Source organism: Acinetobacter tianfuensis (genome assembly GCF_003611465.1).
GTDB lineage: Bacteria > Pseudomonadota > Gammaproteobacteria > Pseudomonadales > Moraxellaceae > Acinetobacter > Acinetobacter tianfuensis.
In genome coordinates, this window is record NZ_RAXV01000013.1 from 32,792 (window position 1) to 50,314 (window position 17,523).

Annotated in this window: 18 protein-coding genes; 5 read left to right on the top strand and 13 right to left on the bottom strand. The window is 44.7% G+C overall.

The annotated features are described in order from the left end of the window. Nucleotides 1–31: 31 nt before the first annotated feature. From D7V32_RS07440 to D7V32_RS07460, 5 genes are all read right to left on the bottom strand, one after another. The gene (locus tag D7V32_RS07440) at nucleotides 32–436 is read right to left on the bottom strand and encodes an ExbD/TolR family protein (RefSeq protein WP_120402256.1); all 405 of its coding nucleotides are present in this window, start codon (nucleotides 434–436) and stop codon (nucleotides 32–34) included. Beyond that, on the bottom strand, nucleotides 436–1,056 hold the full coding sequence (locus tag D7V32_RS07445) for a MotA/TolQ/ExbB proton channel family protein (protein WP_120402257.1): 621 nt from the start codon (nucleotides 1,054–1,056) through the stop codon (nucleotides 436–438). Before D7V32_RS07445 ends, D7V32_RS07440 begins: the two co-directional genes overlap by 1 nt. A 26-nt stretch (nucleotides 1,057–1,082) precedes the next feature. Continuing rightward, the gene (locus D7V32_RS07450) at nucleotides 1,083–1,838 is read right to left on the bottom strand and encodes an energy transducer TonB (RefSeq protein ID WP_120402258.1); all 756 of its coding nucleotides are present in this window, start codon (nucleotides 1,836–1,838) and stop codon (nucleotides 1,083–1,085) included. A gap of 205 nt (nucleotides 1,839–2,043) precedes the next feature. Next, nucleotides 2,044–2,910, bottom strand: coding sequence for a formyltetrahydrofolate deformylase (gene purU / locus D7V32_RS07455; protein ID WP_120402259.1), 867 nt, complete (start codon nucleotides 2,908–2,910; stop codon nucleotides 2,044–2,046). 213 nt (nucleotides 2,911–3,123) lie between these two features. Continuing rightward, on the bottom strand, nucleotides 3,124–3,831 hold the full coding sequence (locus D7V32_RS07460) for a TetR/AcrR family transcriptional regulator (protein ID WP_120402260.1): 708 nt from the start codon (nucleotides 3,829–3,831) through the stop codon (nucleotides 3,124–3,126). Nucleotides 3,832–3,945: 114 nt separating this feature from the next. Here D7V32_RS07460 and D7V32_RS07465 point away from each other — a divergent pair, with 114 nt between their 5' ends. The 4 genes from D7V32_RS07465 to D7V32_RS07480 all read left to right on the top strand — a co-directional run bounded on the left by D7V32_RS07465 (nucleotide 3,946) and on the right by D7V32_RS07480 (nucleotide 7,830). Beyond that, the gene (locus D7V32_RS07465; protein WP_120402261.1) at nucleotides 3,946–5,394 is read left to right on the top strand and encodes a coniferyl aldehyde dehydrogenase; all 1,449 of its coding nucleotides are present in this window, start codon (nucleotides 3,946–3,948) and stop codon (nucleotides 5,392–5,394) included. 165 nt (nucleotides 5,395–5,559) lie between these two features. Then, nucleotides 5,560–5,796: a 50S ribosomal protein L28 gene (rpmB, locus tag D7V32_RS07470; protein WP_053578814.1), complete on the top strand. Its 237-nt coding sequence runs from the start codon at nucleotides 5,560–5,562 to the stop codon at nucleotides 5,794–5,796. A gap of 16 nt (nucleotides 5,797–5,812) precedes the next feature. Beyond that, the gene (gene rpmG / locus D7V32_RS07475; RefSeq protein WP_003654787.1) at nucleotides 5,813–5,968 is read left to right on the top strand and encodes a 50S ribosomal protein L33; all 156 of its coding nucleotides are present in this window, start codon (nucleotides 5,813–5,815) and stop codon (nucleotides 5,966–5,968) included. A gap of 143 nt (nucleotides 5,969–6,111) precedes the next feature. Beyond that, entirely contained in the window at nucleotides 6,112–7,830 is a 1,719-nt protein-coding gene (locus D7V32_RS07480) for a cation:proton antiporter (RefSeq protein WP_120402262.1), read from the top strand. 58 nt (nucleotides 7,831–7,888) lie between these two features. Here the strand turns inward: D7V32_RS07480 and D7V32_RS07485 are convergent, their stop codons facing one another. The 5 genes from D7V32_RS07485 to D7V32_RS07510 form a co-directional block, all read right to left on the bottom strand. After that, nucleotides 7,889–8,167, bottom strand: coding sequence for a hypothetical protein (locus D7V32_RS07485; RefSeq protein ID WP_120402263.1), 279 nt, complete (start codon nucleotides 8,165–8,167; stop codon nucleotides 7,889–7,891). A gap of 105 nt (nucleotides 8,168–8,272) precedes the next feature. Continuing rightward, on the bottom strand, nucleotides 8,273–8,776 hold the full coding sequence (locus tag D7V32_RS07490; protein WP_120402264.1) for a DUF6586 family protein: 504 nt from the start codon (nucleotides 8,774–8,776) through the stop codon (nucleotides 8,273–8,275). A gap of 231 nt (nucleotides 8,777–9,007) precedes the next feature. After that, the gene (locus D7V32_RS07500) at nucleotides 9,008–9,259 is read right to left on the bottom strand and encodes an RNA recognition motif domain-containing protein (RefSeq protein ID WP_120402266.1); all 252 of its coding nucleotides are present in this window, start codon (nucleotides 9,257–9,259) and stop codon (nucleotides 9,008–9,010) included. Nucleotides 9,260–9,348: 89 nt separating this feature from the next. After that, the gene (locus D7V32_RS07505) at nucleotides 9,349–11,337 is read right to left on the bottom strand and encodes an ATP-dependent helicase (RefSeq protein WP_120402267.1); all 1,989 of its coding nucleotides are present in this window, start codon (nucleotides 11,335–11,337) and stop codon (nucleotides 9,349–9,351) included. 101 nt (nucleotides 11,338–11,438) lie between these two features. Continuing rightward, on the bottom strand, nucleotides 11,439–12,578 hold the full coding sequence (locus D7V32_RS07510; protein ID WP_120402268.1) for a glycerate kinase: 1,140 nt from the start codon (nucleotides 12,576–12,578) through the stop codon (nucleotides 11,439–11,441). A gap of 93 nt (nucleotides 12,579–12,671) precedes the next feature. On the opposite strand from D7V32_RS07510, the gene D7V32_RS07515 reads away from it, so the two are divergent. Continuing rightward, the gene (locus tag D7V32_RS07515; protein WP_120402269.1) at nucleotides 12,672–13,121 is read left to right on the top strand and encodes a carboxymuconolactone decarboxylase family protein; all 450 of its coding nucleotides are present in this window, start codon (nucleotides 12,672–12,674) and stop codon (nucleotides 13,119–13,121) included. 70 nt (nucleotides 13,122–13,191) lie between these two features. On the opposite strand, the gene D7V32_RS07520 is transcribed toward D7V32_RS07515, so the two are convergent. From D7V32_RS07520 to topA, 3 genes are all read right to left on the bottom strand, one after another. Beyond that, nucleotides 13,192–13,764 carry an HdeD family acid-resistance protein gene (locus tag D7V32_RS07520; protein WP_120402270.1) on the bottom strand — a complete coding sequence of 191 codons (573 nt, stop codon included), beginning with the start codon at nucleotides 13,762–13,764 and terminating at the stop codon, nucleotides 13,192–13,194. A 134-nt stretch (nucleotides 13,765–13,898) separates the two neighbouring features. After that, nucleotides 13,899–14,657 carry a hypothetical protein gene (locus D7V32_RS07525; RefSeq protein ID WP_120402271.1) on the bottom strand — a complete coding sequence of 253 codons (759 nt, stop codon included), beginning with the start codon at nucleotides 14,655–14,657 and terminating at the stop codon, nucleotides 13,899–13,901. Nucleotides 14,658–14,853: 196 nt separating this feature from the next. Beyond that, on the bottom strand, nucleotides 14,854–17,496 hold the full coding sequence (gene topA, locus D7V32_RS07530) for a type I DNA topoisomerase (protein WP_120402272.1): 2,643 nt from the start codon (nucleotides 17,494–17,496) through the stop codon (nucleotides 14,854–14,856). Nucleotides 17,497–17,523 lie beyond the last annotated feature (27 nt).

The following is a 17,523-nucleotide window of genomic DNA, read 5'->3' on the forward strand; positions in this document are numbered from 1 at the left end:
TGCTTTTTTAATTCTCAAACAATACTGCAGATTAGTTATCCGTTGCAAAGGCAATATCACTGAGTCCGGCTCCACTCGCACGTGACATCACTTGCGCAACTGTATCATAACGTGATTCTTTATCTGCCTTCAGTACAATCGTGGGCTGACGTTCAGCTTTTCCCGCTTCATTTAAGCGGTTTTCTAAAGCATCTAATGTCAGCACATCACCATTCCATGCCACATCCCCCGCAGCATTAATGCTGATCGTGATATTTTCAGGCGGCAGATCCACAACTTCAGCAGTTGTTTGCGGTAAGGTTAATGGAATTGATGGGTTGGCAACGGTTGCAGTCACCAAGAAGATGATCATCAATACCAGCATAATATCGATGAGCGGAATGAGATTCATCTCATTCATGCCAGCATCGTTGTCTTCACCCAATTGAAAAGCCATTAAGCTTGACCTCCAACTAAACTTTCTTGCGCTGTTTTTACTTCAGCTTTTTTTGCAGAATCCTGCTGCAGCATTGTGTCAATCAGCAAGCTATGCGCCTGATCTTGAAGCTCATGCGCCAAACCGCGGTTAAAACGCATACAAATGTTATAGGCCAAAACTGCAGGAATTGCGACTGCCAGGCCAAGGCCTGTCATAATCAGCGCCTCGCCGACTGGTGTTGCAACTTGAGCAAGGCCAGCCTGACCGCTTTTGCCTACGGCAACCAGCGCATGGAAGATGCCCCATACCGTACCGAAAAGACCGACAAACGGCGCTAGAGAAGCAATTGTACCTAAAACCGCAACACCCTTTTCAGCGCTGGCCTTTTCAGCAGAAATTTGGCGCAGCAGAGCTTGCTCAGCAACAGCTTTGCGCTGCTCAAAATTCAGCGGAGACAGTTTTGCTTTCAGCGCAGACAACGCATCAGAAAGACGTGTATACGCCAGCTGTTTTAATTGGCGAGTGCCCATAATGCGCAAAACGAAAATAGTCCATGTCGCAATAGACATTGCCAGCAGTACAAAATACAACGATTTGCTGACCGCATCTGCATGCTGCCAATAAACTGAAAAGTTCATATTTGAACTCCTAATGGGTTAGCCGGTTATTTAAGCTGAAAATCAAAAGGCTGCTCTACACGCGTAGAATATGCCACACCATTTTCAACATATTTGGTTAGCTGAGCACGTTTCACCGCAGCAATCACTTTACGGTTGACGGCCGGGCCGCAGCTTGAATTCTTTGCATCAGCAGCAATGACTTTACCTTGCTCATTGGCTGAAATTGCCACCACCATCGAACATGATGATTTAAGTTCACCGCCAGCAAAACTCACTTTTGGCGCACGCAGCCAAGAAACACCGCCGCCTAAACTTACATTTTTAGGTGCTGAAGGCACAGGCTGAGTCACAGGTGCGGGCTGGGTGACAGGGGTCGGCGCAGGCGCTTGAACTTTCGTTTCAGACACAACTGTTGAAACAACAGGCGCTGGCTTCTCTGGCGTCTGAACAGGTTTTACTGCTGGTTTTGGCGTTTCAGCCTTTTTCACCTGTTGCACTTTTTCCACTTTTTTTGGCGGAGGCGGTAAAGGCTTATCTACAACTTTCACCTCTTTCGGCGGAGGCGGTTCTTTCTTTGGTTCCTGCTTTGGCTTAGGCGGCAAAGGTTTTGGCGCTTCTTCAAGCTTTACAAAGCGGACTTTCATCGGTTCTTTATCTATTGACTTTAATTCAGGCGCTTTCATCTGACCGACTGCCCACAATACTCCAACATGGCCAATGACTACCGCAGCAAGCGCAGCCATGACTTTCTTTTTCTTCGAATTTGGATCTTGCATCATTGGAGCAGAAGATGGATTCATTAAAACAGTTACCTTGAACAAACAATTGCGGTCAAAATGATGAATTCACAATCAAACTCATCGGTTTGCACAATTAAAGTGGCACCATGATAAATGAGAAGTGTTTTCATTTGCAACTATTAATTTGATCACTTTTATGGCTTTTTTGAATCAAGAAAAAAGGCATACTCAAAGTATGCCTTTTTATATCTTTACTTACAAAGAATTATTGGAAAACCACTGTTTTATTGCCATCGACAATAATACGGTCTTCCAAATGCCATTTTACAGCACGCGCTAAAACATTACGCTCTACGTCTTGCCCCAGTTCACGCAGCTGTTCAACGGTAAAGTCATGGTTCACACGCTCTACATCCTGCTCGATAATCGGACCTTGATCCAAATCAGCAGTCACGTAGTGCGCTGTTGCGCCAATCAGCTTCACGCCTTTTTCATACGCTTGCTTGTATGGGTTCGCGCCCACAAACGCCGGCAGGAAAGAATGGTGAATATTGATCACTTTCATTTCCCACTTTTGCACAAATTCTTCATCCAAAATCTGCATGTAGCGTGCAAGTACCAGCAAATCATTGCCTTGCATCAGCTCATCAATTTTTGTATAGGCTTCGCGTTTATTTTCTTTATTTACAGGCACGACTTCAAATGGAATACCGAAGTTTTCGACTGACTCACGCAAATCTTCATGGTTTGAAACCACTTTAGTAATTTCGCAAGCTAGACCGCCGCGGGCATGGCGCCACAGCAGCTCAAGCAGCGCATGGTCCACTTTCGATACCAAAATACCGACTTTTTTAACATCGGTAACCAATGCCAAACGCCATTGCATATCATAACGCGCTGCCACATTTGCAGTAAAAGTTTGAGTTAAGCTCTCTTTACGGCTTTGCAAATTATCCAGTTCAAACTCAACACGCATGAAATAACGTCCGCCCTGAGCTTCCGTTGCGTATTGATCAAGTGCTGTAATATTTGCTCCATGATGATACAAAAAGCTCGATACAGCCTGCACAATCCCTGGCTTATCTTCACAGGTAATGAGCAAGCGTGCAGTATTTGCAGTCGACATATTCATTTTGGTGTGTATCGCTAAATTCAATTCATAAAATAAGCCAAGTATTCTAGCGCGTTTTAAAGCCAGACTAAATAGGGCATAGAAAACATTCCTTCAGCCTTCCCCTATTGATTCATTCAGCAGCGAAATACAGCCTAGATTTCAGTTTTTCTTAACAATAAAAAAAGCCGTATTGATATGCAATACGGCTTTTTAAAGCTAAACCATCAGCGGTCAGTCAGACTCATCACTATCCAACTTAGACAGCGACAAACTGGCAAACAGCTCTGACTCACCCATGGTTTGCAGCAAGTGCTCATAGGTCTGACGGCTTTCACCGCGTAAGTAAGCCCCTTCTAAAAATACCATTTGACGCAGCGCCTGCCAAACCCACTTTTCTTCCAAAGTATTCGAGTCTGTAATATGACCTGACATATAAAGAAAGTTCGTCCAGTTAGTAAGGACAATCCATAAGTTAATCACCAATGCCTCAATTTCAGAATTGGTCATTTCCATCAGGCCTGCATCGACAAAGGCTTTATAAATTTTTTGCCCCTGCTGCATCACCTGGCCCGCAAACCGCGGATACATCTTCCTAAAATCTTCGTTATTTTCAACAAGATGATAAACATCACGATGCAAAAACCGATATGCCCACAACTGACTGCTCAGCACTTGAAAATAACGGATTTTATCATTCGCATCCAGCGGACGGTCATCAGGTAAAGCCAGCATTTCCAAAGTTTCCTTTTGGTACTGCTCCATCAGCTCTTTGATAATTTCACTTTTGTTACGGAAATGATAATACAGATTGCCCGGGCTCATGCCCAATTCAGCGGCAATATGGTTAGTCGTAACAGAACGTTCTCCACGCTCATTAAACAGCTGAAGGCTCAGCTGTAAAATACGTTCTTTGGTTTTCAGCGTTTTTGTGTGGGACATCCTAAAACAACCATAAATTCAATGTATTAGTCTAGCAATACATAAAGTAACTTGACTCTTTAGAGTATTTACTCTAAAAAATAATGATTCGCTCTTTGAAAATGGTCGTGCGGCATGAACAGTCAGACTAAAACAACATCAATGACACCACATTCCTTTGAAATCCAGCACCTTCACGATGTGCTTGAACAGCAAAAAAATGCTTATTTGCGCTACCCGCTGCCTACAGCTAAAGAACGCATCGACCGTTTGGCTAGGCTTAAGCGTATCTTAGTTAAGTATCAAGATCAATTTGCTGAAGCTATAAATCAAGACTACGGCAACCGTTCGATCAGTGAAACTAAAATTGGCGAACTGCTGACTTGCCTTGAGCACATTAAATATTACAGCAAAAACTTAACTGGCTGGATGAAACCTTCTAAGCGCCACATCGGCATTATCCATCAGCCGGCAAAAGGCTGGGTACAGTATCAGCCCTTAGGTGTGATCGGTATTATTACGCCATGGAACTACCCGCTGCTGCTATCAATTGGCCCGCTGATCTGCGCTTTAGCTGCCGGCAACCATGCCATGATTAAAATTTCCAGCGCCTCTGCCGCTTTTGGTTTTGTTTTAGAAAAAGCCTTGGCTGAAGCTTTTCCGCAAGAACTGGTCGCAGTCATTAATGGCGGCGGCGAAATCTCAGATGCCTTCAGCCATTTGGCTTTTGACAAAATGATTTTCACTGGTTCAACCAATGTCGGTAAAACCGTGATGGCTGCGGCAGCAGAAAATTTAGTTCCAGTGATTTTAGAACTTGGCGGCAAGTCGCCAGTATTGGTGCATCCGTCTATCAGCCTGCAGGACGTAGCAGAACGTTTGGCTGTCGGTAAACTCTGGAATGCGGGTCAAACCTGTGTAGCGCCAGACTATATGTTCCTGCCCCGAGGCAAAACTGCAGAGTTTATTGACCATTTTAAAACATATGCAGAAGGCATGTATCCGCATTTGGCAGACAATCAGGATTACACTTCAATTATTAATGATAAACAGTACAACCGCCTGCAAGGCTATTTAGAAGATGCCCGTGAACAAGGCGCGCAAATCATTGAAGTTAATCCTGCAAATGAAGATGTCGCTGCTGTGCGTAAAATTGCGCCAACTTTGCTGACTGGAATCACGCCAGATATGCAAATTATGCAAAATGAAATCTTTGGGCCAATTTTGCCTATCATGGAATATGATCAAATTGACGATGTAATTGACTTTATTAATAGCCGTCCGCGTCCACTTGCATTATACTACTTCGACTTTGACCAAGCGCGCTCCGATTATGTCGCAGAACGTACCCATTCTGGACACTTCGGACAGAACACGGTACTCACTCATGTTGCACAGGATGATCTGCCATTTGGCGGTGTCGGTGCTTCAGGCATGGGCAAGTATCATGGTCCTGAAGGTTTCTTTAGTTTGTCGCATGAACGTTCGGTAATGTCGAATCCTAAGCTGTATAGCTTAAAATTCATTCTGCCGCCGTTTAATAAGCCGATTCACAAGCTAATTTCGAAGACGCTTCTTCGTTAAATGATCAAGGCATGAGCTATTGCACTAGCTCATGTCGGTTTTTATTCAAAATCGCTTGTCTTTTAAGCGTATTTTTGTTATAAAACGCCCCTTGAATGAATTCAATCCGTTTATTTTTGACTGGCCATACAGATTTGCTGTTGGCTAAATCAATGGAGTTACACCATGTCTAAGGTTTGCCAAGTTACCGGCAAGCGTCCAGTCGTTGGTAACAACGTCTCACACGCCAACAACAAAACTAAGCGCCGGTTCGAGCCGAACCTGCACCACCACCGTTTCTGGTTAGAAACCGAAAAACGTTTCGTACGTCTTCGTCTAACTACAAAAGGTATGCGTATTATCGACAAATTGGGCATTGAAAAGGTTGTTGCTGACCTGCGTGCTCAAGGTCAAAAGATCTAAGTAAGGAGTCAGGACAATGCGTGATAAGATTCGCTTAGTTTCTACAGCTGGTACAGGTTATTTCTATACCACTACTAAAAACAAACGTACTATGCCGGAAAAAATGGAAATCAAAAAATTTGATCCAAAAATCCGTCAACACGTGATTTTCAAAGAAGCTAAAATCAAATAATTTTAGTGATTTGAAAAAAAAGACGACCTTCTATGGTCGTTTTTTTTTGCATTTTTTTTATGCATCTTGCTACACTTTCCCTCATTCTTGGCATTACTTGTGCTTATTCTTTTTACCCTTAACTTTGGCTTAAGGAGTTTTTAGTGCCACATGATGTAGAACTCATTATTTTACTTGCGGTTGGTTTCGGCTTAGCCCTTGTATTTGGCTATATCGCTGCCCGTTTACGCCTCCCCCCGCTGATCGGATATTTAATTGCCGGTATTATTATTAGCCCAAACACACCGGGTATTGTCGGCGACATTCACCTCGCCAATCAATTAGCCGAACTTGGGGTCATGTTCCTCATGTTTGGCGTAGGCATGCACTTTTCACTCAATGATTTGATGCAGGTCCGCCGTATCGCCTTGCCTGGCGCTATTCTGCAAATTGCAGTAGCAACCCTGCTCGGTATGGGCGTCTCTATGTTTTGGGGCTGGAGTTTTGGCTCGGCACTCATTTTTGGCTTAAGTTTATCTTGCGCCAGTACAGTTGTCTTACTCAAAGCCTTAGGCGACCGCGGCCTGCTGGAATCTGTAAACGGTAAAATTGCCGTGGGCTGGCTGCTGGTGGAAGATTTAGTCATGGTGCTGGCTTTGGTGCTATTGCCTGCAACTGCTGTACTTTTAGGCGGTCAAGCGCTGGAGGGCACTGACAGCAACGAAAATATCTGGCTGACTTTAGCTATAACCTTATTAAAAGTGACTGGCTTTATTGCCTTCATGCTGATTATCGGCAAGCGCCTAGTGCCTAAAATCATGCAAATTGTGGCGCGTTTAGGTTCTCGGGAACTATTTACGCTGACGGTTGTTGCCGCCGCCATCTCAATTGCTTTCGGCGCCTATAAAGTCTTTGGCGTTTCGATGGCGCTGGGCGCATTCTTTGCTGGCATGGTGGTCAAAGAGTCTGACTTCAGCCACCGCGCAGAGGAAGAAACCCTGCCGCTGCGTGAAATTTTTGCCATTCTGTTCTTTGTTTCTGTCGGCATGCTGTTTGACCCGCGCATCTTAATTGAGCAGCCGCTACATGTACTGGCCGTTGCCGGCATTATTATGGTGGGTAAAACCATCGCTGCGATGGCGCTGGTGCTGTTTTTCCGCTATCCAATCAATACCGCTTTGACTGTTGGCGCTTCACTTGCGCAAATTGGCGAGTTCTCTTTCATTTTAGCCGCACTAGGCGTTTCCCTGAAGTTGCTCTCCGTAGAAGGGCAAAACCTGATTTTAGCCGGCGCATTAATCTCCATTACGCTCAATACATTCATTTTCTCTGCAATTGAGCCGATTCAAAAATGGATCCGTGAACGCTCTACCCTTGCGCGTATGCTGGAACGCAGCGGTGACCCGTTAGCAATGCTACCGGATGAAGTCTCTCAGGATTATTTACGCGATCAAGTGGTGATTGTCGGTCATGGTGAAGTCGGCCGCCGTATCACCCGCACATTAATGGAACAGAACATTAAAGTCGTGATTGCCGAAGAAAACCGTGAAATTGTAGAAAATCTGCGTGAAAAAGGCATTGCGGCAGTATCAGGTATTGCAACTGAGCCGAGCGTGCTGATTCAGGCCCATATTCAGCATGCCCGCCTGCTGGTGCTTTCCCCTATGGATATTTTAGATATTCATAAAATTGTGGATATTGCGAAAACTCTGAATCCTCAGATTCAAGTCTTAGTCTGCGCTGCCAGTAAAGAAGAAGCTGAAGTCATCCGTAAGGATAATATTGGCGAAGTGTATTACGCCAAAGAGGAAATGGCGAAAAATATGAGCAACCATATTTTAAACCAAATTCAAATTGCGCATCATGAAGCGCCTAGCCACTAAGCTGCTTCCGGCTCAATAAAAAACGCGCTTGAACAGCGCGTTTTTTACTTTTTTAGTATTAACTCATAAATTGCGGTTTTTCGTCGACAATTTCCGCTTGCCACTCATTGACCTGCTTTTCCAGCAGACAATACAGCGCAGCTTGGATCATGTGCTGTGCAATGACAGGTGTCTGATCCCCCAAAATCGCTTTTACTTCTTCATTAAATTGGATAGTCACCAAAGGCTCTTTTTCAGATCCAGCATTGCGCAGCGCCAACTCGCCGCCTTCCAGCTGAACCAGCTCTAAAACGGCTTCCTGATTTCCAAATAATTCTTTCAATTGCTCTATAGACATAGGTCCTCCATGTGCAACATGGTGGCAAAGGCATTCGCGCTTTGCATTGCTTAGATTATTATATATCGGGGTCACTTTTGAAAATTCAAGCGCCGAGTATCAGGTTTAAAATTCAACCATCTCATTGCGGAAACCGTCAATCAGCTGCGTCAGGTCACGATGCCATTCACGTAAAATATGCGTATCTGGCAGCCATGCTTGCGGGGATTGCGTCACTTTGATAATTAAGTTTGACGATGTTTCATCTTCTGGCTCTGGCGTACTGGGTTCAGGCGCATACTGACACATGCGGTATGCGCGTTTCAGTTCAGCAATAAAACCATCCTTTGCCAATTTCTGCAGAACAGAAATCTCTGGAGAAACCTGACCTTTTTGCGCCATCGCATCTTCGATAGATTTTAAAGTCGGGCTGAAGTCATTTAAACGGTAATAACGCACCAGCTCCTGCAAAAATGCTAAAACTGCGCCATGCAAATGAAAAACTGCGGCTTCACGGTGCGCCTGCGCTTGCTGAATATGTTCTGTCTGCTCTGCCTGCTGGCATGAAAGACGGGCAAAATACAATTTTTGATTAGTACGGTCAGCATGAAAACGGGCAACACGAGACATGAAAATAATTCCTAAATTTTGGCTATCAGCGCTTGCTCAAGCTTAAACTTAATTTTATGAAAATCACAATAAATATTATGGATGATCGATTTCAATGAAATAGATTGCACATTTTGCATAAACCGCACTTGGCGGATCAATTGACCTGATAACTGCAGCGCAGACAGTGCGGCATATATTTTTTCATTATCAGCCCATAAAAAAAGGAGCAATTACTGCTCCCTTTTTCATTTACGCTTGCGGTTTGTCTTCCGCTGCTTTTACGCGAATGCCCATGCCTTTTACTTTCAGCGTGTTCAAGCCTTTGATTGCTTTCACCGCTTCACGGCCATTTGGCATCTCTACAAAGCCAAAACCTTTTGACTTGCCTGTGTCTTTCTCCGTGACTACCACAGCAGACTCAACCTTGCCAAATGGCTTGAACAATTCAAGCAATTCCGCTTCTGTCACCGAGCGCTCTAAGTTACGTACTAAAATATTCATTCATTTTTCCAAATAGGCAGCATCATCAAAAAGCATTTGCCTATTTTTGCTTTTTGAACTTGCGTGCTAAATCACGTCAATCTGCTATTTTAATCGAGATCGATACCAAAATCTAAATTAATCGACTTACGTTCAATTAATGCCGTTTTGACCGTTTGTTCACGCTGCTTATAGTGCGTTTCCGAAGTGCACAAATTGCGGGTTAAATCATTCAAGAAATAGCTTTCAACTTTACGGCCCTGCTCATCAACCGTATCCCGCGCCCACATATTTAAGTTTTGCTTGGTCAAAATCAGTTCATTCTGCGCACGGGTTAATGCCACATACAACACACGGCGCTCTTCTTCAACATCATCAAAGTCACCCTGCGCACGCGCATGCGGGTATTGGCCTGCAGAAACGTTCGCAACATAACAGACTTTCTGCTCTGTGCCTTTAGCCGAATGAATCGTAATCAAAGTCACCACATCATCTTCAGACTGACGTTCAATCTCAGAAATAGACATTGGATCAAGCACGTATTCTTCTAAAAACTCACTGAGCTGACCATGCTTAGACGCCAGCTGCTTCACCAGTTCAAAATCACCCTGACGGCGGTTCCAGTCTTTCTTGTAGTTTTCAGACAGCTGTTCTTCAATCGCTTGAATAGCCAAACTGACGCATTCTTTAACTTCATGACGGATCACCATCATTTGCTTCATCATGAGGATGGCTTGATCCGGAACTTTGCCAAATTTTTCCAGCTTCTGCGCAATCGCATCCATTTCTGGCTCAAGCAGCAGTTGATGAGACAGCTTGCTTGCGCCAACATCGCCTACGCCATTCCATAAGGTCAAAAAGCGCATCCATGCGATGTCATCCAGCGGATTCGCCACTACACGTAATAAACTCAGTAAATCTTTTACATGCGCCGTTTCAAGCAGTTTCATGCCGCCAATAAAACGGTAAGGAATATTGGCCGCAATGCAGGCAGCTTCAATATGGCGGGCCGCAAAACTTGAACGCACCAAAACCATATGATCATTCCACTTGGCGCCTTGCAAGTAATGGCGCTCTTTAATATCAATCGCAATCCATTTCGCTTCATCAAATTCATTCGGGAAAATATGCATTTTCGGCTTAATGCCTTCACCGCGGCAGGCATCTAAACGTTTATCATATTTGATGGAACTTTGGTCCAGCAGCCAGTTCGACAGGTCTAAAATTTCCTGTGTTGATCGGTAGTTTTTTTCCAATTTAAAAATCTGCGCATTTGGCACGCGCTCTTTAAAATGGTGGATATTTTCAAAGTCTGCACCGCGGAAGCCATAAATAGACTGCGCGTCATCGCCAACACAGAACAAATGCACTTTGTCTTTTAAAGGTTCAAGCAGCGCCCATTGCAATGGGTTGGTGTCCTGCATTTCATCCACCAGCATGTGCTGGCAAATAGACGAAACATAATCCGCCAGGCCTTCGGACTGTGCCAATGCAGAAGCCACAACGGCTAAAATATCATCATAATCTAAGAAGCTGCGCGCACGCTTGCGGTTTTCATATTCCTTCATGACCTCCGCAATTTCATCTTTCATATCCAAAAATTCAGGCAGCTGTTTTTCTAAAGCCAAACTGAGTTTTTGACGGGTATTTCGCGCAAAAGAATAGAGGTCGCAAAGCTCTTTCGGCTTTGGCAGCTGATTCGGATTTTTCTTATCATCTTTACCGCGAATCAGGCGGAACAGCATCATCTGATCATCACGGTCAATAATCGAAAATTGCTCTAAGCCAAAAGCATTTGGAATACGGCGCAGCAGATACATGCAGAAAGTGTGAAAAGTCGATGCACGCAAGCCTTTGGCCTGTTCACCCAATGCCATCTCTACACGCGCCACAATTTCACTGGCGGCACGGCGGGTAAAGGTTAAAATTTGAATTTGATTGGCAGGTACACCCTGATCAATCAGGTAGGCCGCACGCGCCACGATGGTTTTGGTTTTGCCGCAGCCCGCACCCGCCAAGACCAAACTGTGCTGTGTTTCAGTTGTGGCTGCTTGTTTTTGCTGCGGATTTAATTCATCAATCAGGCTGGCTAAACTCATGGTGTCTCATCGTGCTAAATAGACGCGTAGTTTAACAGAGCTGACTGCAGAAAACTTCATGAAGAAAAATCAGCTCAAAGGCGGAAACAGAAAAAATGGCATCACTTTGCATCAAGCAAAGTCTGAACAAAAACCTTCACGCTCTGTTCTAAATTTTTCTCCGCATTTTTTAGCGCATCCTGCAAACTGCAGTCAGGCGGATTAATCCCGATAATTTGGCTAAAGCCCAGCTCATATAAATTTTCAATCCCCTCACCAACGACGCCAGCAAATGCAATCACTGGTTTATTCAAACCCTTTGCGGCCTGAGCAACGCCATACGGCGTTTTGCCAAATTGGGTCTGAAAATCGATTTTGCCTTCGCCCGTCAGCACATAATCCGCCTGCGCAATTTTCTGCGCCAGCTGAGTCTGCTCAACCATCAGCTCTACGCCAGATTGGATCAATGCACCTGCAAACGCCATAAGGCCAAAACCCAGACCACCTGCAGCTCCCGCACCTGCTGTATGTCGCAATTTTTTCTCAAGCGCGCTTTCAACAATATCCGCACAATGGCTGAGATTGGCATCCAGCTGTTCGACCATTTCTGCTGTTGCACCTTTTTGCGGGCCAAAGACATAAGATGCGCCCTTTTGACCGCACAGCGGATTATTCACATCACTGGCGATTATGATTTCGGTCTGCGCTAAACGAGGATCAAGTTGAGTCACATCGATCTGTACGGTTTGATGCAAGTTTCCGCCACAAACAGCAATTTCTGCACCTTGATGATTGAAGAATTTAGCACCCAATGCCTGCGCCATACCCGCACCGCCATCATTGGTCACACTGCCTCCCAAACCAATAATGATCCTCTTCACACCATGCGCTAAAGCGGCTTTGATCATTTCACCTGTGCCATAAGTCGATGTAAGCAAAGGATTGCGCTCAGCCAAACTCACAAGATGAATACCATTCGCTTTTGCCATTTCAATCACTGCAGTTTGCCCTGCATCAATAAGACCGAAATAAGTAACAATACGTTGATTTGGCAAAGGTCCTGCAAGCTCTATCTCAACTTTTTGCCCATGGCAAACACTGAGTAATGCATCCACAGTTCCCTCGCCGCCATCTGCCATTGGCACTGCGATGATCTGTGCATCAGGTATAAGCTGTAAAATTGCACGCTGCATAACATCACAGGCCTGCTCTGCTGACATACTTTCTTTAAATGAGTCTGGCGCTAAAACAAATATTTTCATGCTGTGTTTTTTTCATGGATTATTGCCAGTTAAACATGTTTTCACCTTATTTTCCTTTAGACTGAAATAAAATTTGGTCTTAGAAGAATATCCATGTCTCGAATTAACCTCGGTCAATCTGCACCCGACCTATACAAAAAAGTTGCAGAACTGGATGCGCTGGCGATGCAAAAAATACAAGAAGCGCAGCTGGATGAAGGCTTTGCGCATTTGCTGAAACTGCGCGCGTCACAACTCAACCAATGCGCATTTTGTATTCGCCTGCATACACAGGATGCATTAAAAACGGGTGAATCCATCGACAGAGTCAGTCTGCTGAATGCATGGCGCGAAACTGAATATTTCACAGCAGCAGAACGCGCTGCGTTAAGTTTAATAGAAGCGATTACATTGATCTCTGCAAGCCAAGTTCCTGATGCCGTTTATGAAGATGCGCTGCCATTTTTAACTGATGCCCAAGTCAGCGCGATTGAATGGCTGTCTATTGTGATTAATGCATGGAACCGCATCGCCATCAGCAGCCGTTATACCGTCAAACCCTAAGTTTGAATCTAAAAAAAGAGCGCTATCTCGCGCTCTTTTTAAACCTCAACCCACTCCGCCTGCATCTGCGTTACTCATCTGCAGAACTTTTTGGCAGCTGATGCTTAATATAGGAAGCAAATGATAAATAGTTAATGCCTTGAAATAAAATATCCACGGCTAAAAATAAGCCAAGAACCCAAAACGGCGCATCTGGTGAAATTAGAATAACTACACCAGCAATAAACGTCAGCAAACCCGAAAGAAATGTCCACCCCCAGCCCTGCATGACTCTAAACAGCAGTGCGTTGAACATGCGTATTACACCAGCAATAATCAATACAACAGCGAGAATATTGGTCAATACAATTGCCGTTTTTACAGGTGTTGTAAATGCATAATAGCCTGCAGCCAAGTACAGCAGTCCAAACAGCGCCCAGAACCAGCGGAAACCGCCGCTGAATATTTTAAATGCCGCAATAAAATGCAGTACGCCGCCAATCATCATCAGCACCCCAAAGATAAAGATAACGGAAAGCGTGGCAAAAGGTAAGGACAGCAGCAAAAAAACGCCAAAGAGCGTCAACAAAACACCTAAGCTAAGATACCATTTTCGGTTTTCATGCAGCTGATGTCTGACAATATCATTTCCGACTGTTCTCATTTTTTATACTCAATCCTAGATGGAATACAACTGTTTTAACATGATCCTGTATCCAGCTAAAGTATAGAAAAGTTATGCGCATTTTTTATCTGCATAACTAGGATGCAGATAAGTTTTCAATGATCCGCAGGGCATTATTTTATCCAGCCAATTTCCTGAGCTGTTTGCGCATTAATTAGCGTCTGATCCAAACCATTCGGCATTTTACTCTTACTCTGAGAAACTGGAACATGTCCAGCCATCAGCTCAGCTTTTGCCTGCGGAAATAACGGCTGCTGATCTGGGTAAGCATAACCGGCAGGAAACAGCGGCTGCCCTGTGGCTAAATCATATTTATCTGCAGCGCCAAAAGCATGCAGCAGCTCATGTACCAGCACCACTTTGTTTGGTTCGCTTTGCTTGACAGATGCAAATAGATTCACTGAACCAATCCGCCCATTTTCTAAAGCTGTCGAGTGCTTGAGTTCCCGTGTTTTTACAGGGTCATAATAGTTTAAAAACAAAGTTAGGCTTGCAGGCCCGTCTGAGCTTTGTTTTTGCTTCCATGCATAAAAACGGAATTTGAGGCTCCAAAGCATCACATCGAATATGCCTGCCGGATCTGGCACTTTTGGAGGCATTACTTTCAGTTCACGGCCAAGCTTAAAATAAAAATAAACCTGTTGTCCGCGGTACTGCTGCGATGCTGTTTGCAAATATTGCTGCGCTGCCTGTAAATCCCGCTCAGATAAGCTTTGAATATAACTCTGAGTGCTTGCCCTGCCATCTGCATTAATTGGATGCAATAAAACAAATACTGGCTTGTTCCAGTCCTGATTTTTATCTTTATAGGCATTCACCGCAACAATCAGCAGCACTGTCAGCAAACACAGAACTCTTATTTTTTTCCACATCGCAACAACTCAGTACATAACTTATTTTTAGAAAATCTGACTGTTTTCTATTTACGGCATTATCCCAAATCTACTGGTGCAGCAGAAACGATGATCGAATGAATTAGGGCCATATACGTATTGCCTTAGAAATATTCAAAATTTTCCATCATATAAAAAATGCCGGCAATCGCCAGCATTTTTCACATCTTAAATTTTAAGCTTCAACCCATTTGCCATCTTGGTACACCAAAGACCATTTGGTCTGTTTGCCTTCTGCATTTTCAGAACCAATATATTGTGCTTGGTTCTTACGGCTGAACTTCACCAGCGTTGGATTGCCTTCAGGGTCTGTATCCGGCGCTTGCAAAATAAACTGATATTTCGGGTCAATCTGATCTGCAACCGAACGCAATTCAGCTACTTTAGGCGCACGTGTTTCACGGATTTTCGGAAACTTGCTGGCAGCCAAGAATAAGCCCGCAGCGCCGTCACGAAGCACAAAGAAATCATCATGCTTCGCCGAACGGATATGTTCCATTTTAATCGGATCTACACGCGGCGGCGCAGGCTGACCGCTTTTTAATACTTTACGGGTATTATCGCAGCTGGTGCAGGCAAAGTATGGACCAAAACGGCCAGTCTTCAGCTGCATTTCGCCTTCACACTTATCACATGGAATGGTCGGGCCATCATAACCCTTAATTTTGAACTCACCCTCTTCCAGCTCAAAACCATTACAGTCAGGGTTGTTGCCGCAGATATGCAGTTTACGGCCGCCATCAATCACATAGCTGTCCATAGCGGTTTCACAAATTGGACAGCGTTTTTTCGACATCAAATCAGCTGTTTCAGCGGCATCATCATCAGACAGCGCAGCCAATGATTCCACTGGCGTTAAATTCAATGTGCCTTTGCAGCGTTCTTTAGGCGGCAAGTTATAGCCTGAACAGCCCAAGAATACACCTGTTGTCCCCGTACGGATCTGCATCGGGCGTTCGCATTCTTTACAGTGCACCGCAGCAACTTCCACAGGCAGGTTGCGGCGCATGCCATTTTCGCCCTGTGCCGTGCTTAAGCGTTTTTTGAAATCGCCGTAGAAATTATTCAGCAGCTCTTTCCAGTTACGCTCACCATCTGCCACTTTATCCAGCTGACTTTCTAAATCTGCGGTAAAAGCATAGTTCATCAGGTTGTTGAAATTTTCATCCAAACGGTCTGTCACAATCTCGCCCATTTTCTCTGCGAACAGGCGGCGGTTGTCAATTTTTACATAACCGCGGTCTTGGATCGTCGAGATAATGGCCGCATAGGTCGAAGGACGGCCAATACCTTTTTTCTCTAATTCTTTCACCAAAGATGCTTCGGTAAAACGCGCTGGCGGCTTCGTAAAGTGCTGTGAAGGATCAAGCTTTTCAAGCTTAAGCACTTCACCTACTTTCACTGCTGGAAGCAATACATCGTCATCTGATTTATTTTGACCGCGCACTTTGGTAAAACCGTCAAATACCAATGTACGGCCTTTAGCTTTCAGCTCTACACCATTGGCATCAACCAAAATAGTCGATGATAAATATTCTGCTGGCGTCATTTGGCAGGCCACGAACTGACGCCAAATTAAGTCATATAAACGCTGCGCATCACGGTCTACACCAATCAGGCTATCGCCTTTTAAAGCGACATTCGATGGACGAATTGCTTCATGGGCTTCTTGCGCGCCCGCTTTGTTGCCGTATTTATTTGGTTTCGCAGGCAGGTATTTTGTACCGAACTCAGATTCAATATGTGTGCGCACCATATTTACGGCGTCATCACTTAAGAATGTTGAGTCTGTACGCATGTAAGTAATGAAACCTGCTTCGTACAAGCGCTGCGCCATGGTCATGGTTTTCTTCACAGAGAAGCCTAAACGCGTGCTCGCAGCCTGCTGCAGCGTAGACGTGATATACGGCGCGCTCGGATTGACCTTAGTCGGCTTATCTTCACGTACAGATACTTTGTACTCTGCATCTTTAATCAAGTTCAATAAAGCATCTGTTTCGGCTTTATTGTGCAGTTTTAATGTTTTGCCGTTTTGCTTCACCGCTTCTAGACGGATGTCGTCTTTCTTCGATTTCGTATCTGCAAAAACCTGCCAGTATTCTTCTGGAATAAACGCGCGGATTTCACGCTCACGTTCCACCACCAGTTTTACAGCCACTGACTGTACGCGGCCTGCCGATAAACCGCGGGCAATTTTTTCCCACAGCAATGGCGAAATCATAAAGCCCACAACACGGTCTAAGAAACGGCGCGCTTGCTGTGCATTTACTTTGTCGATGTCTAGACGCGCTGGCTGCTTAAACGCTTCCTGAATCGCATTTTTAGTAATTTCGTTAAACACTACACGCTGGTAACGTGAGTCATCACCGCCGATCACTTCTTTTAAGTGCCAAGCAATCGCTTCCCCTTCACGGTCCAAGTCCGTTGCGAGATATACCTCGTCAACCTGCGAAGCAAGCTTTTTCAGTTCAGCAACAACATGTTCTTTGCCTGGAAGCACTTCATAATGCGCTTTCCAGTCGTGCTCAGGATCTATACCCATGCGGTTGATCAACGCCGTTTGCGCTTTTTCCGCTTTTTGCGCATCGGTCAATTTGGTACGCGCTGCCGGTTTCTTTTCTGCTGTTTTAGCAGCGCCGCCTGTAGGCAAATCACGGACATGGCCAACTGATGACTTTACGATGTAGTCAGAGCCCAGATATTTATTGATTGTTTTCGCTTTTGCAGGCGACTCCACAATCACTAAGGCACGCTTTTTTCCAGCTTCGGAAGTCTTTGCTGTGCTGCTTTTTGATGTGGACCGAGGAGCGTTCGCCATAATTAACCGTTAATCCTGTTTTATAAA

What these genes read in the sequence shown, in the direction of transcription:
- D7V32_RS07450 (WP_120402258.1), bottom strand. Translation starts at nt 1,838, where the DNA reads ATGAATCCATCTTCTGCTCCAATGATGCAAGATCCAAATTCGAAGAAA.
- purU (WP_120402259.1), bottom strand. Translation starts at nt 2,910, where the DNA reads ATGAATATGTCGACTGCAAATACTGCACGCTTGCTCATTACCTGTGAA.
- D7V32_RS07505 (WP_120402267.1), bottom strand. Translation starts at nt 11,337, where the DNA reads ATGAGTTTAGCCAGCCTGATTGATGAATTAAATCCGCAGCAAAAACAA.
- D7V32_RS07520 (WP_120402270.1), bottom strand. Translation starts at nt 13,764, where the DNA reads ATGAGAACAGTCGGAAATGATATTGTCAGACATCAGCTGCATGAAAAC.
- D7V32_RS07460 (WP_120402260.1), bottom strand. Translation starts at nt 3,831, where the DNA reads ATGTCCCACACAAAAACGCTGAAAACCAAAGAACGTATTTTACAGCTG.
- D7V32_RS07440 (WP_120402256.1), bottom strand. Translation starts at nt 436, where the DNA reads ATGGCTTTTCAATTGGGTGAAGACAACGATGCTGGCATGAATGAGATG.
- topA (WP_120402272.1), bottom strand. Translation starts at nt 17,496, where the DNA reads ATGGCGAACGCTCCTCGGTCCACATCAAAAAGCAGCACAGCAAAGACT.
- D7V32_RS07465 (WP_120402261.1), top strand. Translation starts at nt 3,946, where the DNA reads ATGAACAGTCAGACTAAAACAACATCAATGACACCACATTCCTTTGAA.
- D7V32_RS07515 (WP_120402269.1), top strand. Translation starts at nt 12,672, where the DNA reads ATGTCTCGAATTAACCTCGGTCAATCTGCACCCGACCTATACAAAAAA.
- D7V32_RS07445 (WP_120402257.1), bottom strand. Translation starts at nt 1,056, where the DNA reads ATGAACTTTTCAGTTTATTGGCAGCATGCAGATGCGGTCAGCAAATCG.
- D7V32_RS07525 (WP_120402271.1), bottom strand. Translation starts at nt 14,657, where the DNA reads ATGTGGAAAAAAATAAGAGTTCTGTGTTTGCTGACAGTGCTGCTGATT.
- D7V32_RS07500 (WP_120402266.1), bottom strand. Translation starts at nt 9,259, where the DNA reads ATGAATATTTTAGTACGTAACTTAGAGCGCTCGGTGACAGAAGCGGAA.
- D7V32_RS07490 (WP_120402264.1), bottom strand. Translation starts at nt 8,776, where the DNA reads ATGTCTCGTGTTGCCCGTTTTCATGCTGACCGTACTAATCAAAAATTG.
- rpmG (WP_003654787.1), top strand. Translation starts at nt 5,813, where the DNA reads ATGCGTGATAAGATTCGCTTAGTTTCTACAGCTGGTACAGGTTATTTC.
- D7V32_RS07485 (WP_120402263.1), bottom strand. Translation starts at nt 8,167, where the DNA reads ATGTCTATAGAGCAATTGAAAGAATTATTTGGAAATCAGGAAGCCGTT.
- rpmB (WP_053578814.1), top strand. Translation starts at nt 5,560, where the DNA reads ATGTCTAAGGTTTGCCAAGTTACCGGCAAGCGTCCAGTCGTTGGTAAC.
- D7V32_RS07510 (WP_120402268.1), bottom strand. Translation starts at nt 12,578, where the DNA reads ATGAAAATATTTGTTTTAGCGCCAGACTCATTTAAAGAAAGTATGTCA.